General features: G+C 64.3%; 13 protein-coding genes. 3 read left to right on the top strand and 10 right to left on the bottom strand.

From position 1 onward, the window contains the following. The 8 genes from VNN77_11430 to VNN77_11395 form a co-directional block, all read right to left on the bottom strand. The gene (locus VNN77_11430) at positions 1 to 219 is read right to left on the bottom strand and encodes a 4Fe-4S dicluster domain-containing protein (GenBank protein HXG52003.1); all 219 of its coding nucleotides are present in this window, start codon (positions 217 to 219) and stop codon (positions 1 to 3) included. 12 nt (positions 220 to 231) lie between these two features. Next, positions 232 to 1197: an amidohydrolase family protein gene (locus VNN77_11425; protein HXG52002.1), complete on the bottom strand. Its 966-nt coding sequence runs from the start codon at positions 1195 to 1197 to the stop codon at positions 232 to 234. 25 nt (positions 1198 to 1222) lie between these two features. Further along, the gene (locus VNN77_11420) at positions 1223 to 2209 is read right to left on the bottom strand and encodes an ABC transporter substrate-binding protein (GenBank protein HXG52001.1); all 987 of its coding nucleotides are present in this window, start codon (positions 2207 to 2209) and stop codon (positions 1223 to 1225) included. Positions 2210 to 2238: 29 nt separating this feature from the next. Then, positions 2239 to 3183 (bottom strand): ABC transporter substrate-binding protein, encoded by a 945-nt coding sequence (locus VNN77_11415; protein HXG52000.1) that lies wholly within the window; start codon positions 3181 to 3183, stop codon positions 2239 to 2241. Next, on the bottom strand, positions 3180 to 3878 hold the full coding sequence (locus VNN77_11410) for a GntR family transcriptional regulator (protein ID HXG51999.1): 699 nt from the start codon (positions 3876 to 3878) through the stop codon (positions 3180 to 3182). Before VNN77_11410 ends, VNN77_11415 begins: the two co-directional genes overlap by 4 nt. 64 nt (positions 3879 to 3942) lie before the next feature. After that, positions 3943 to 5031, bottom strand: a complete 1089-nt coding sequence (locus tag VNN77_11405; GenBank protein ID HXG51998.1) for an ornithine cyclodeaminase family protein — start codon at positions 5029 to 5031, stop codon at positions 3943 to 3945. Between the two features lie 56 nt (positions 5032 to 5087). Next, positions 5088 to 6179, bottom strand: a complete 1092-nt coding sequence (locus VNN77_11400; GenBank protein HXG51997.1) for an ornithine cyclodeaminase family protein — start codon at positions 6177 to 6179, stop codon at positions 5088 to 5090. A gap of 31 nt (positions 6180 to 6210) precedes the next feature. Next, on the bottom strand, positions 6211 to 7311 hold the full coding sequence (locus VNN77_11395; GenBank protein ID HXG51996.1) for an ornithine cyclodeaminase family protein: 1101 nt from the start codon (positions 7309 to 7311) through the stop codon (positions 6211 to 6213). A 429-nt stretch (positions 7312 to 7740) separates the two neighbouring features. Between VNN77_11395 and VNN77_11390 the strand changes: the two genes are divergently transcribed. Together VNN77_11390 and VNN77_11385 are read left to right on the top strand one after the other, a co-directional pair. Next, complete coding sequence (locus VNN77_11390; GenBank protein ID HXG51995.1) at positions 7741 to 8535, top strand: VOC family protein; 795 nt, start codon at positions 7741 to 7743, stop codon at positions 8533 to 8535. Between the two features lie 67 nt (positions 8536 to 8602). After that, positions 8603 to 9598, top strand: coding sequence for an ABC transporter substrate-binding protein (locus tag VNN77_11385; GenBank protein ID HXG51994.1), 996 nt, complete (start codon positions 8603 to 8605; stop codon positions 9596 to 9598). Between the two features lie 10 nt (positions 9599 to 9608). Here the strand turns inward: VNN77_11385 and VNN77_11380 are convergent, their stop codons facing one another. Together VNN77_11380 and VNN77_11375 are read right to left on the bottom strand one after the other, a co-directional pair. Then, complete coding sequence (locus tag VNN77_11380; GenBank protein HXG51993.1) at positions 9609 to 10700, bottom strand: amidohydrolase family protein; 1092 nt, start codon at positions 10698 to 10700, stop codon at positions 9609 to 9611. A gap of 38 nt (positions 10701 to 10738) precedes the next feature. Continuing rightward, positions 10739 to 11830, bottom strand: a complete 1092-nt coding sequence (locus tag VNN77_11375) for an amidohydrolase family protein (GenBank protein ID HXG51992.1) — start codon at positions 11828 to 11830, stop codon at positions 10739 to 10741. A gap of 554 nt (positions 11831 to 12384) precedes the next feature. Between VNN77_11375 and VNN77_11370 the strand changes: the two genes are divergently transcribed. Continuing rightward, positions 12385 to 13629: a M24 family metallopeptidase gene (locus VNN77_11370; protein HXG51991.1), complete on the top strand. Its 1245-nt coding sequence runs from the start codon at positions 12385 to 12387 to the stop codon at positions 13627 to 13629. Positions 13630 to 13638 lie beyond the last annotated feature (9 nt).

Raw genomic sequence — 13638 nt, 5'->3', positions numbered from 1 at the left:
TCACCATGGCAGCGGCCGGCGCCGGACGATCGGATGGACGTCGATGCACTGCGTGGGACAGAAGATCTCGCAGTTGAAGCACGTCACGCAGTGCTCGGGATACTTGATGGCCGGGAACTCCCGGTCTCCGTTGCGCTCCATGTGGATCACGTCCGCCGGGCAGATCGGATCGCAAAGCCCGCAACTCGTGCACTTGTCCAGCTCGATGTCGACGATCATGGCCGGAATCGATTACAGCTTGAGCAGCCCGGACGCCGTCTTTCCGAGAATCCCCTCTTTGAGATCCTCGCTGAGATCGAGCGCCCTGATCGCCTGGATGTACTCCCGCAACGCCTTCATGCCGCGGCCCGTGGCGGTGCTGACGCCGGTGAAGTCCTGGGGATAGTCGGTGGCGAAAACCAGCCGCTCGGGCTTGATTCCAAGGAGCGCGCAGCGAAGCGCCGCAAGCCCGCCCTCGAATCCCGCAAGATCGAAGTAAAGCATGTCGAAATACTCCTCGAACGGCTTCTTGAGCGTCCCGAACCGATAGGCCTTGGCGACGAGCCGGTCCTTGACGGAGGAGATCCCTCCGCCGAAGTGGCCGATCACGAATTTGAGGCCCGGAAAGCGGTCGAGAACCCCGCCTGCGATGATCCGCGTCGCGGCGAGGGCGAGATCCATCTCCCGCCCGAGGATGCGCGCCAGATCGTAGTCGTTGATCAGCTCGTACCCTTTCGGGACCATCGCGGGGTGGACGAAGATCGGGACGTCGAGCTCGCTCACCTTGCCGTAGAAAGCGTCGAGGTTCGGCGAATCCAGCGGCAGACCCTGGATCTGGGACGTCACGGTGACGCCCTTGAGACCGAGTTTGCGAACCGCGCGGTCCAGCTCGTCCAGCGCCGCCTTCCCTTCGAGCACCGGCGCCTGCGCCAGGCCGACGAAACGCCCCGGGTACTTCGCCTGCAGCTCGGCGAGCTTTTCGTTGATGAAGCGGCAATCCTCCAGAGGCGCCGACCAGCCGAGCAGGCAGGAGATGACCGACACGTCGACACCGGCCTCGTCCATGTCTGCGAGCTGGGCCTCGGGATCGTACAGCTTCGAGTGCATGGTGAGGCTCGGGACCGCTCCGTCCTTCGCGAAGACCACCTGTTCGGAATAGAGGCCGCGTTTTTTCGCCAGGTCCGCCGGCACGTAGTGGTGCTGAAAGTCGACAATCATGGTTGGGCTCCTTTTCGTCGTCGGCTTACCGCCGGTAGAGTTTCTGAATAAAGCCGCTGCTTTCGAGCTCCTGCACCCAGCGGAGATCGACGAACTCGGTTGCGCTTCGGGCGCGGGCTTTTTCGTCGGCAGCGGCGAATTCGGCGAGCTTGCGCCGCACGGCCTCGACGCTCGGGTAGGGAACCTCCGGGAGGTAGTTCAACGCAAAGATCCGGTAGGCTTCCTCCAGGATCTCGGGATCGTCGATCTTGCTGTACTTGCCGAGAATGCGCTGCGCGAAGGGTTTGTCGGTCTTGATTTTGTGGATCGCCTCGACGATCGACCGCGTCACCGCCTTCATCGCTTCCGGGCTCTTTCGGATCCACTCCTGCCGCGCCACGAAGGTCGTCTGCTGGTACGGAATCCGCAGCGTGCCGACGTCCAGCAGCTCCTTCAGCCCGAGCTTTTTAGCCTTGATGTTGATCGGCGGCGACAGAACGCCTCCGGCGATCGCCCCCTTTTCGATCCCGGCCATGATCTGCGGGATTCCTCCCATTTGGAGAACCGTAACCTCGTTCGCTCCGATCCCGAAATGGGCCAGGGCGGCGACGAGCGCGGCGTGCGTTGCGGTCCCGAAGCGGGTGATGCCGAGGCGCTTGCCCCGCAACTCGGCCGCACCGGCGATTTCCGGTCGGGCCATCAGGGAGAAAACCAGGGTCGAGGTGGTGTCGGCGAACGAAACCATGTCCGAACCCTGAAGCCGGCTCCGCACGACCACCTCGCCGTTAGCGAGCATGATCTGGATGTCCCCGCCGAGGAGAGCGGCGGCCGTGGCCGACCCTCCGGCTATGTAGACCAGCTCGACCGCCAGGTTGTTCCTCCCGAAAATGCCCGACTCCCGCGCCACCCATGGGGTGAGCATCGCGCCGCTGATCGCGGAATAGGCGAGACGGAGCCGCTCCTGCGCCGGGGCCTCGGCGCAAAGAAAGAGCCCCAGCAACCCGATGCCGGCGCGAACAGAGTTCTTGCTCATCCGTGCCTCCCGGCGCGTTCGCCCGCGCGCTACTTTCCGGCGAAGCGGAGGTCGACCAGATCTTCCGCCTTGATGCCCTTGCTTTCCTGCGGGGTCAATTCCTCGGCGATGATGGTCCGGATACCGGCGAGATTGATCTCTCCCTTGTCGGGCACGTTCAACCTGTAGGTCTCGTACACGTCCGCCAGCGCATCCTTGTCGTTGACCTTCAGGTACTTCTCGAGGACTTGGAAAGCCTTTCCCTTGTTCGCCTTGAAATCCGCTATGCTTTCACGGTACGCCGCCATGAGATTTTTCATGAGAGGCTCGTTTTTCTGCGCGAACGTCCGGGTCGTCGCCAGGGAGAGAAACTGGTACTGGATGCCGGTGTCGGGGATGTCGACGAGCTTCTTGAACCCGCGTTTTCTCAGGATCGTCGGACCCGGCGGCTCGATCACCGTCGCCATGGCGCTCCCCTTCTCCAGGGCGGACACGGTGGACGGGACGTCTCCGACCTGGACCAGCGGTACATCCCTCACCGGCTCCAGCCCCGAGCGTTTCAGGAACCAGCGCATCAGGAAATCGACGGACCCCCCGAAGCGGGTGATCGCCACCGGTTTCCCCCGCAGGTCCTCCGCTCTGCCGATGCTGGGATGGACCATCACCGAGAAGGTGGGGTTGTTCACCACCCCGCCGATCAATACCAGGTCGGCGGCACCTCTCCCGTAGGCGCGAACGATCGCCGTCGTGCCGAGAACGGCCAGCTGGATCTCGCCCGAGAGCAAGCCGGCCGTCACCGAGCGAGCGCCCGCGACGTAAACCAGATCGACGGGGATGCCGCGGCTTGCGAGCCTTCCGGATTCCTTGAGCATCCATACCGGCGCCTGAGACCCGGCGATCGCCGCATAAGCGATGCGCAGCGGTTTCGTGTCGGCCCTGCCGTCGACGGCGACCGGAATCAGGACGACGGCGAGCAGGAGAACGCGCGCTTTCATGAGGCTCCTTTCCGTCGGACCCGGGAATCCACCGGCTCCTCGAACATCTCGAGAAGGACCTTCTTGCTCTTGGCCAGATGATGCTGGAGCAGCCTTTGGGCCTTGGCGGGCGTCCGACTTTCCAGCGCCCGGACGAGCGAGACGAAATCCGCAACCAGCTCCCGAATCCTCCCCGGCGGCGCCGACGCGTAATGCCGCGCCGTCTCCACCTGATCGTTTACCGAGGCCAGGATCTTTTCCACGCGCTCGTTGTCCGCTGCGGCGATCGCCATCCGGCGCAACGCCTCCCACGCGTCTCGCACCTCCCGGTAGCCCAGCCCGGGCGCACGCTGTTCCAGATGCCGGGCCAGGCGAACGAGGGATCCGATCTGCTTCGCCGAAAGGCGGACCGCCGCCTGCGCCGCCGCGAAGCCCTCCAGCGCCTGCCGGACCTCGTAAATTTCACGGATGTCGCGCGGCGTGAGGACCCGCACGAACGCCCCCTTGTTGGGCACGATCCGCACCAGCCCTTCGTGATTGAGCCTTCGGAGCGCTTCCCGGACCGGCGTGCGGCTCACCCGGAGCCTTTTCGCCAGATCCTCCTCGAGAAGCGGTTCCCCGGGATGAAGCCGCGCCCAGACGATATCCTGCTTGATCCGGTCGTAAACCGTGAGAGAGAGGGGCCCGCCGGCGCGATTCGATGCTGGTGTGCGCACAAGCCGTGCGTGTATACAATCACGAATGCAATGTCAAGCGCCCGCGGCCCCCGCCGCGCGACGATCACGGGGAAGGCATGAAGCCCCTGTCCATCCACTCGCTGAGGTCGGCTCCGAACCATTCGGACGGCAGCTCGCGCCCGAGGCCCCGCTTCTTGCAGTTCTCGTAGATCAGCGCCCCGGCCGCCGCGAACTGGATGCCGACGCCCGTATTGCTCTTGTAGTAAACGATCTGCCGGTCGCTCGTCCTTCCCGGATGGCGCCCGATCAGCACCTCGCCCAGCTCGCAAACCTTCTCCCAGCCGACCCTTCCCTCGTCGATCAGGTCGAGAAGCTCCCGCTGCTGGTTCGCGACGGCGGTTTCCCTGTCGTTCAGCACGATGAAGTCGCTGCGGATCATGGTCGTGGCGTCGGCCTCGGTACGGCGATGAACGCCGTCCGTGTTGGCGATCGTCGTCACCATCTGCCCGGGCTCGAGCCAGCCGCCGTCGAAGACCGGCTCGCTCGAGTTCGTCGCGCACATCACGATGTCCGATCCCTTGATCACGGCCTCGGGGCTGGCGACCGGCTGCACCTCGACGTTCAGCCGCTCCGTCATCTCCTCGGCGAACCGTTCCCGGTGCTCCTTGGTGACGCTGTACACCTTGACCCGCTCGATCGACCGGACGCAGCAGATCGCCTCCAGGTTGGTCCTGGCCTCGTTGCCCGAGCCGAACAGGCCCACGATCTTCGCGTCCTTTTTCGCCAGCGCCCGATGGGCGACTCCGGTCGTCGCCCCGACGCGAATTCCGGAGAGACTGAAATCGTGGACGAGCGCCAGCGGCTCCCCCGTCTGCAGGCTGAAGAGCAGGACGAAGCCCCAGCTCCGCTTGAGCGGCGAAGGAAAATCCATCCGCCTGGCTCGCCCCACGACCCGCTCCTGGACGATCGTCGAATCGTAGCGCAGCGCCGCCACGCCGGAGCTCGGCACCGCGCCGGGAATGATGTTCGCCATGTACCCGGGCTTGTCGAGATCGGGCGGAACCTTGTAACGCGTGCGCGGACGGTTTACCGCGATCCCCTTCGCTTCCTCGGCAAACGCGCGCTCCATCGCCTCGATGCAGTCCCGCATGTCGAGAACCTGGCGCACCTCGGGATCCGTGATCAAAAGCATGGCTTCCTCGGCCCCCTCTCGGGTTTCCTTTTTTCCGGCTTAACGAGGTTCCCCTCTCAGGGATGCACGTCCTGCGTGAACCAGTCGATCGGCAGCTCGCGCCCGAGCCCCCTGGCCCTGGCGGTCTCGTACACCTTGGCGCCGACGGCGGCAAACTGCGCTCCGAGGCCGATGTTGTTGACGAACCCGGTGATCTGATCGTCGCGGCTGCGCCCTTCGATCCGGCCGGTGACCAGATCGGGCAAGGTTGGAAGCGACTTCCAGTCGATCCGCCACGCCGCCGGATGATCGCGGATCTCGAACCCCTCCTTGTTGTATACCTCGAGATCGGAGGAAGTCGCGTTGTTCTCCGTGAGGTGCGTGTGCAGCACGAGCGGCCTGCACCGCCGCAACGCATCCGGTTCGGCCTCGTCGCGCTGCATGCAGCTGAGATGGACCCCTTCGGACAGCGCTGCCGGTCCGAGAAACGGCTTGCGCGAGTTGGTGGCGGTGATGACGATGTCCGCGCCTCGAACCGCCTCCGCCTGCGAATCGACGGGCACGATCTCGACGCCGACGCTTGCGCTCATTTCCTTGGCAAACCTCTCGCGGTTGGCCCGGGTCGGGCTGTAGACCTTGATTTTCTTGATCCGCCTGGCCTCGCAAACCGCCATCACCTGGGACCCGGCCTGCCAGCCCGACCCGATGAGCCCGACGTTCTCCGCGTCGCGCCGGGCCAGGTACTTCGTCGCAACCCCGTTGGCCCCGCCCACGCGCATCCGCTGCAGGACCCCGTCCTTCATGATCGCCAGCAGCTCCCCGTTGGCCGAGCTGAAGAGCATGACGATGCCGAGCCAGCGGTTGCCCGGCAAGGCGGGCAGCTTCTCCCGCCTCAAGCCGCCGCCCGAATCCCGCCATGCCACGATGTCGGAAGAAAACCTCAGCGCCGCGGTGCCGAAGTGCGGCGAGGCGCCGCTCATGCTCTTCAGATAGTGCGCCATCGGCCCTTCGGCGCTCTGCGCCGCGGCGGTGGGCGTGTGAATGTCGGAGCGGGGCGAGGCGACTGCCCTTCCCTCGCCCAGCTCGCGATAGAGAGTCTCGAGCGCCTCCATGCAGTCCTTCATCGTGAGCGACTGCTCGACGTCGGAGTTGTCCAAGAAAAGCGGCATGCGGCTCACCTCGGATGGTTTTTTATTCTCTTCAATCGCGAATGTCCTGGAGCAGCCAGTCGGTCGGTATCTCGCGGCCGAGCCCCCTGGCTTTCGCGAGCTCGTAAACCTTGCCGGCTACGGCGTAGAACTGCGCGCCCTGGATATTGCCTCGTTCCGAGTAGGTAATCTGGCGGTCCGAGGTTCGCCCTTTTTTCCGGCCCGACAAGAGGTCCGACAGCAACACGGCCCGGTCCCCGGCGATCGCGCCGTGCGCCCGCTTTCCCGCTCGCTTCATCCGGAACCCGGCGCTCCGCTCCGCCATCGCGGCGTACGTCACGTACTCGTCGGCAAGCGCGAGCTGGGGCAGACCCCACGGAGCCGGCGCGTTCCCGAGCCTCAGCGAGACGTCGATCCGCGCGAGTGTGTCCTCGTCCGGCTTCCCTCCGACGCAGGTGACGTGAGTTCCTTCTTCGAGCCACCTGCCCGTGATGACCGGCAGGGCCGAATCGGTGCAGCCGGCGACGATGTGCGCTCCCCTGTAGACGTCCCGAGGGTTTTCCACCGGCACCGCCTCGACGCCGAACCGCTCGGTGATCTCTCGCGCGTACTCCAGCCGGTGCGCGCGCGTCGGGCTGTAGACCTGGACCCGATCGATCTTTCGCGCCAGGAGAAAGGCCTCGATGTGCGTACGGGCCATGCCGCCCGAGCCGAGCATGCCGACGACGCGCGCGTCCTCGCGCGCCATGTACCTGACGCCGATCCCGGAGTCGGCGCCGACCCGCATGTGCTGCAGGTATCCGTCGTTGATGAGCGCCAGGGGCTCGCCGCTCTGGATGTCGATCAGCAGGATCAAGCCGCAGAACTTGCCCGGCCGCACGCAGTATTTCTCCTGGGTCCGCGTCCCCTGGTACTCCTCCTCGTAAACCACGTCCGACTTCATCCGGATGGCGAAATACCCCGAAACCGAGCCGCCCTCCATCGTGCCCCACTGGTAGAGCTTCTCCGGGTCCCGCGTCGGGATCTGGATGTCGATGCGCGGCCGGCAGACCGCTTCGCTGCGCGCGAGCTCGCGGTACGCCTCCTCGAGCGCGGTCATGGTGATCTCCATCGTGAGCACGCTCTTCACGTCGTCGTTGTTGAGCATCAACATCGCGCTTCTTCCTTCGCCCGCCGTATTTCGAGCGGCAATCTTATGCCGTAACCGCCCGGCTGGCAAGCCGGTTGCGTCGAGGACGAACCTGCGGCGGGGAGAATCCACCCTCGTCTTGGCGGTTCCATCCGCTCTGATTCCGGAGGAGCGCAATCACCTGGTCAACCCCGTCCTTCGGGGCTCCAGGCGAATTCGCATCAACAGGACCGCTCCGTTTCGTTTCCACCCGCGGACGTGAAAACAAAGATCGAGGCGTGACGCTTCCTCGGGACAGTCCGTAGAGCGCGCGGATTCTCGCGGAGGACGCTTTCCGCCACGGCGGCCTATAGCAGCGGGCAGGATCGCCTGTCTAGGAACGCAGCCGCTTCGGCCTTTGATTTCCCGTCCTTCTGGAGTATATGAAGTGCTGAGCGAACGGAGGACGCCGCCATGGCCAAGCTTCGCTACATCGCTTTCATCAGCGAGAACCCCGAGAAGATCGCGGACTTCTACAACCGCTACCTCGGCACCAGGGAGCTCGGCCGCTCGCCCGAGGGCGACGTCTCGATTACCGACGGCTTCTTCAACCTGACGTTCCTCAGGAAGCGCGCCTCGCTCGGCGAGCCGATCGCCGAGATCGGGCTGCACCACGTCGGCGTTCAGGTGGAAAGCGTCGAGGAGGCGAAAGGCCGTTATCTCAGGTTCAACCCGCGCGGCGTGATCGTCCGCGAGCCGGACGACTTGCATCACGGCGAGATCCGGATCTACGACCCGGAATGCCACCCGGTCGCCGTCTCCGAGAAAAGCTTCGGCGTGGCAGCCGCCGACGAAAAGCGGTTTCCGCGAGTGCGCCACATCGCTTACAACGCCCTCGATCCCGAGACGATGCTGCGCTTTTATTCCGAGGTCTTCGGCTTCCGGGAGATCCCGACCAGCTACGTCCGCCGCCAGCAAGGGCTCGGGAACCGCTTCGCCGGCGACGGCTTCACCAATCTCGCCATCCATCCTTTTTACAGCCGCGCCGAAGGCCACGAGGTGAGGTTCGGGCTCAACCACATCGGCTTCCTGGTCGACCGCATGGAAGCGACCATGGCGGAGCTGAGCGCGGTGCTGAAGATCGCCCCGCGTCCCTCTACCCGGCCGTACGCGGAGTTTCGCTTCCGCGACCCCGAGGGCAACGCGCTCGACCTTTCGCAGAGCAAAGGCTGGGAGGTGGACGTCGACAAGTGGGAACGGGCGGCGTGACGCGGCGGCTTACGGGCTCCGGCGGGCTGCGGACGGCCGTGCCGGAGACGGCTTTGGCGGAGGCTTTATGACCTGTCGATTCCTGCGCGCGGCTTCGCTCGTCACGGCGGCCCTGTTCTGCATGCCGGCCGCGGCGAGCGACAAGCTCACGATCGGTTGGAGCGCGATCGCGGGCTCGCACGCGCCCCTCTGGATCACCAAGGAAGCGGGGCTCTTCGAGCGCAACGGCCTCGACGTGACGATGATCTACATCGACGGCGGCTCCAGGGCGACGCAGGCGTTGATGTCGGGGGACGTCCCGATCGTGCAGGTGGGCGGGAACGCGCCGGTGGTGGCGCGTCTGCGCGGCGCCGACGTCACCTTGATCGCCGGCCTCCTCAACATCCTCGCCTACAGCATGGTCGTCGCTCCGGAGATCAAGAAGCCCGAGGACCTCAAGGGGAAAAAGCTCTCCGTGAGCCGATTCGGGTCGAACTCCGACTACGCCACCCGAAAGATCCTGCTCAAGTGGGGGCTCCGGCCGGACCTCGACGTGGCCGTCCTCCAGATTCCCGGCGGGCAGCCGGCGCGGCTGGCGGCGATCCAGACGAAACAAGTGCACGGGATGGTCGCCCAGCCGCCCGTGACCAACCTCGCCCGCAAGATGAACCTCAACATCCTCGCCGAGCCCGAGGACTTCGGCGGCGCCTACCCGACCACGCCGGTGGCGTCGCGCGTCTCGTACCTGCGGGCGAATCGCGACATCGCCCGCCGCTTCGTTCGCGCCCTGCTCGAGGGAATCCACCTGTACAAAACCGACAGGGAGTTCAGCAAGCAGGTGATCGCGAAGTACGTCAAGACCAGCGACGCCGACGCCCTGGAGGACAGCTACCGCTTCTTCTCGCGCCTGGTCCCGGCCAAGCCCTATCCTTCGCTGGATGCGATCAAGGAGGCGCTCGACGAGCTGGGCGAGAAGGACCCCAAGGCGCGCAGCGCCAGGCCGCAGGACTTTGCGGACCCCAGCCTCGTCAGGGAATTCGACGAAAGCGGTTTTATCGACCGGCTGTACAGGACGAAGCGGTGAAAGCGCCGCGCTACAGGCGGAAGAGCCGTCTCGCGTTCCCGCCGAGCACGCGCTCCTTGTCCTCGTCCGAGAGATCTTTCATCGCCTTGATCGTGGAGACTGTTTTGGGCCAGGTCGCCACGGCATCGCCGTGGTCGAAGTCGCTGCCGATGATGATGTTGTGGTCGGGCCAGCCCTTGACGGTCTCCGCGAGATAGCTCTCCCACGATACCGCCGCCACGTAGAACTGATCGAAGTATTCGCTCGGCCGCTTCTCGATTCCCGCCTTGCCTTCGAAGAACTGCCGCACGGCGACCGAGATTCCCGCTTCTCCCGGCGTGTGGGCGTCGAGGGTGTGCATGAGCCACGGTACCCAGCCCACGCCGCCCTCGAAGAAGGCGAACCTGAGCGTCGGGAACCGGTCGAGCACTCCGCTGAAGATCAGCCGCGCGATGCTCACCATGTAGGTCAGCGGAAAGCCGAGCGCCGTGGGGAAGTGCGGGTAGCCCCCGAAGCGCTCGGCGCCGATCAGCCACGGATGGCTGTGTTGCAGCTCGAAGACCCGCGCCGCCGGGTGGAGCAGGATGGGAATGTCGAGATCGGCGATCTCCTCGTAAAGCGGCCACAAGGCCTCGTTGTCGAGATCGCCGTCGGCCCATCCGCCGTTGAGCTTCACCGCCTTGAGGCCGAGATCCCTCACCGCGCGCCTGATCTCGCGGATCGACTCCCGGATGTCCGGCAGATAGATCCAGGCGACTCCGATGAAGCGCGGGTCGCCGGCGATGTCCTCGGCCACCGTGTCGTTGTAGGCCCGGGCGAGCTGCCGGCCAAGCTCGGCGTCCACCTCGTAGATCAACGGCCGGTTGTCCGGGATCAGCACCTGGACATCGAATCCGTCCTTCCGCATGAACTCGGAGCGCAACGGAATGCTCCAGCGCCCCTCCTTGAAGGAATGCACCTTCTTGCCGTCGCGGTAATAGGTCGCCACCCTGCCCGGCACGACCTCGCCGAAACGGATCATGTCGCCCCGGTCCTCTGCCAGCTCGAGATGGCCGCGGCCGGGATGCCTCACCCTGTCGATGAAACGAAGCGGCCAGTAGTGGGTGTCGCCGTCGATGTACATCGGAATCCCCCTTGCGCGCCGTCGTCCGGCCGCCGCCGTCAGAGGCCGAGTTCCAGGAGCTGGATCGCGTTTTCCCCCAGCACCTTTCTCTTGTTCTCGGGCGAGATCTTCGTGCTCCGCGCGATCGGGCCGGTCACCTGCCCGGGCTGAGAAGAATCCCAGTGCGGCGAGTCGGTGGCCAGCACGAGGCGGTCGCCGCCGAGGTATTCGACCGCCCATTCGAAGAGGCCGTCCTCGAAGGGCTCGCAGCCGACCCAGACGCTCCGGTTGAAGATGTCGGTCGGGCGCCGCTTCAGCCAAGGGACGAGGTGGGGCAGCTTCTCCCAATGCTCGTCCATGCGGGAAAGCCACCACGGCATCTGCGAGGCCCCGGTCTCCAGGCAGATGATCTTCAGGTCGGGAAACTTTTCCAGAATCCCGCCGCAGATGTAGACCATGAGGCAGACCATGGTTTCGAGCGTCCGGCCCACCATGTGCGAGAAGAAAAAATTTTCCGCGAAGCGCTCGTGGCCCAAAGAGCCGGTCTTGGTGTCGTGGAAAATGATCGGGGTGCGCGTCTTCTCCAGCTCGGCGAAAATCGGATCGAAATAGGGATCCCACCATTCCCTGCCGGGGATCGGCGTCGCCTTGACGTTCAGCGCCTTGCTCCCCATCTCGCGCGTCCGGTGGAGCTCCCGCACGGCCTCTTTGGGATCCTGGAGCGGAATCACGCCCGCCCACATCAGCCGGCCGGGCTGCTGCGAGGCATACCAGCTCATGTAGTTGTTCTGCGCCCGGGCATAAGCCGCTCCGAGCTCGGGATCGTCGACGAACCAGAGAATGTCCAGGGCGGGAGAGTTGGGCGAGAGCACGGCGACGTCGATACCGTCGAGGTCCATGTTGCGCACGCGCCCCTGAGGCGTAAGGTCTTCCGGCTTGACCCACTCTTGCTTTTCGGCCTTGTGGCGGCCCAGCTCCGATCCGACCATGATGCGGTTGCCGACCAGCGTTTTGCGCCGCTCGTTGTCCCTGGTCGGAAGCCTTCGGGGAAGATACGGTTTCCACCGTTCCTCGATCGTCTGCTCCCAGCTTTCGAGGTCGCCGACCAGGTGACTGTCGAGATCGACCACCTTCATCCCGTCGATCGCCATGGCGCCTTCCCTCCTTTTTTCCCTACATCTTCATAACGCAAACGCCTGCCTCGCGCATTCGCCGAGATTTGATATGGAGCTGGACGCCGTACGGAACGGTCCGGTCCGCCCGTTCCGCCTCCTCGGGCTTCTCCCGTCCACTGGCTGGATCGCTCTGCCCTTGGGATTTGACCCGACCGCCACAGTTGCCATCTCGAGGACAGCGCCTCGTTCCAAACATCGGGAGACGGCTCTGTTTTGCCCGCGCGGGCCGTCAGGCCCTCGCGACCTCAGCCGGATAACACTCCCCCGGACTCGTGTCAAGGAAGACACATTCCGACTTGACAAAAAACTTGCACCTCGATAGCTAGCCGAACAAAGTTCCATGAACCCCTGCCACCCCATCTTCCCCGAGACCGGGCCATCCGACCGCTCGGGCCACAACGGGAGCTTTACGTTCCCGTGCCCGTGCTCCGCGGGTCCCGGCTCTCTTTCGACGGGTGATGCTTATCAGTCAATGAAGTCCCTGGTACGTCGCGTAAGCAAACCGCGCGTTTCAAGATTACGGAGGCGTCATGCTGATCGGTGAAGAAGAGCTCGCGCGAATGCATAAACGTTTTCCTTACCCGAGATTTTCCAGGGCCGAATACGAGCGCAGACACCGCAACATCAGGAGCATGATGCGCGAGCTGGGGCTCGATTGCTTGCTGATCATCGGCGGTTCGGCCGCCTACGGCCGGTTGTGGTTTAACATCCGCTATGTGACGAACATGATGGGAAAGGCCGAGATGGCCAACTACTGCTTTTTCCCCAAGGAAGGCGACCCGTGCCTGATCGTACGGCCGGGACACTCGCTGGCCGAGGGGATGCTGGCCAGAACTGCAGTGCGAGAAGTCATCGTCGGCGAGCCGAACGTTCTGAGCGCTATAGTGAGAACCGTACAGGAAAGGGGCTACGACCGGGGCCGGGTGGGAATCGTCGAATACGATCCTTTCACCTCCATTCCCAAGAACCATTGGGATTTCTTCACGTCGAAGCTGCCCCAGGCCGAATTCGTTTTCGTGACCAGGGAATTCATCAAGCTCCGCCTGCTCAAGAGCGAGGAAGAGATCGCCGCCATTGAACGCTCCGCGGAGTTGGGAGACATCGCGATCAATGCGATCGCCGAGAAAACGAAGGTCGGAATGACCGAGGGAGAGGTTTTTGGAATCGCGCACCGGGCGGTTCTGGAAGCCGGCGGTGAAATGGGAATGATCCAGCTCGCATCGGCGCCGATGGACGATCCGGACATCAATGACCAGCGGCCGCGACCCGTGGATCGCGTGATCGGCCCGCGCGACTTCATCAATAACGAAGTCGGCATCTTCTACAACGGCTATGAGGCGCAAACCGGCAAGCCGATGGTGACCGGACAGCCGACCAGGGAAATCGAAGAGATGTTCGATATCGCACTGGAAGGCTACAAACGCCTTATACCCACGCTGGCTCCGGGCAAGAGCAGCCTGGATTCCCTGGCGGCCGCGAGCTTTGTTCATGAGCAGGGATACGAGTTTTACGGAAGCTTTCTGCAGGGCATGCTCGGCGCCAACCCGCGCCATGAGCCCCAGATCGGTTTCGGGAGATCGACGAACGCCGAGGACCGCTTCCTTTTCGATGACGGAGACAAGCTGGTTTACAAACCCGGCATGATGTTCACGCTGCAGATGCACCTCGTCGACAAGAAGAAAACGAGGAGCCTTTTCCTGGCCGACACGTTCGTGATTACGGAGAGCGGCTCGCGGAACCTCAATAAAATTCCCCCGCAGCTTATCCGGATCTAACCGGTTGCC

The sequence above is a fragment of the Candidatus Zixiibacteriota bacterium genome (assembly GCA_035574315.1).
Classification (GTDB): domain Bacteria; phylum Desulfobacterota; class Binatia; order UBA9968; family UBA9968; genus DATLYW01.
Note: the sequence above shows the minus strand (reverse complement) of the source record. Positions and strands in the feature narration are given on the sequence as shown.

Excerpts from the sequence above, each read along its gene's own strand:
- VNN77_11430 (HXG52003.1), bottom strand. The coding sequence starts at position 219 with ATGATCGTCGACATCGAGCTGGACAAGTGCACGAGTTGCGGGCTTTGC.
- VNN77_11425 (HXG52002.1), bottom strand. The coding sequence starts at position 1,197 with ATGATTGTCGACTTTCAGCACCACTACGTGCCGGCGGACCTGGCGAAA.
- VNN77_11420 (HXG52001.1), bottom strand. The coding sequence starts at position 2,209 with ATGAGCAAGAACTCTGTTCGCGCCGGCATCGGGTTGCTGGGGCTCTTT.
- VNN77_11415 (HXG52000.1), bottom strand. The coding sequence starts at position 3,183 with ATGAAAGCGCGCGTTCTCCTGCTCGCCGTCGTCCTGATTCCGGTCGCC.
- VNN77_11405 (HXG51998.1), bottom strand. The coding sequence starts at position 5,031 with ATGCTTTTGATCACGGATCCCGAGGTGCGCCAGGTTCTCGACATGCGG.
- VNN77_11400 (HXG51997.1), bottom strand. The coding sequence starts at position 6,179 with ATGCCGCTTTTCTTGGACAACTCCGACGTCGAGCAGTCGCTCACGATG.
- VNN77_11395 (HXG51996.1), bottom strand. The coding sequence starts at position 7,311 with ATGTTGATGCTCAACAACGACGACGTGAAGAGCGTGCTCACGATGGAG.
- VNN77_11390 (HXG51995.1), top strand. The coding sequence starts at position 7,741 with ATGGCCAAGCTTCGCTACATCGCTTTCATCAGCGAGAACCCCGAGAAG.
- VNN77_11385 (HXG51994.1), top strand. The coding sequence starts at position 8,603 with ATGACCTGTCGATTCCTGCGCGCGGCTTCGCTCGTCACGGCGGCCCTG.
- VNN77_11380 (HXG51993.1), bottom strand. The coding sequence starts at position 10,700 with ATGTACATCGACGGCGACACCCACTACTGGCCGCTTCGTTTCATCGAC.
- VNN77_11375 (HXG51992.1), bottom strand. The coding sequence starts at position 11,830 with ATGGCGATCGACGGGATGAAGGTGGTCGATCTCGACAGTCACCTGGTC.
- VNN77_11370 (HXG51991.1), top strand. The coding sequence starts at position 12,385 with ATGCTGATCGGTGAAGAAGAGCTCGCGCGAATGCATAAACGTTTTCCT.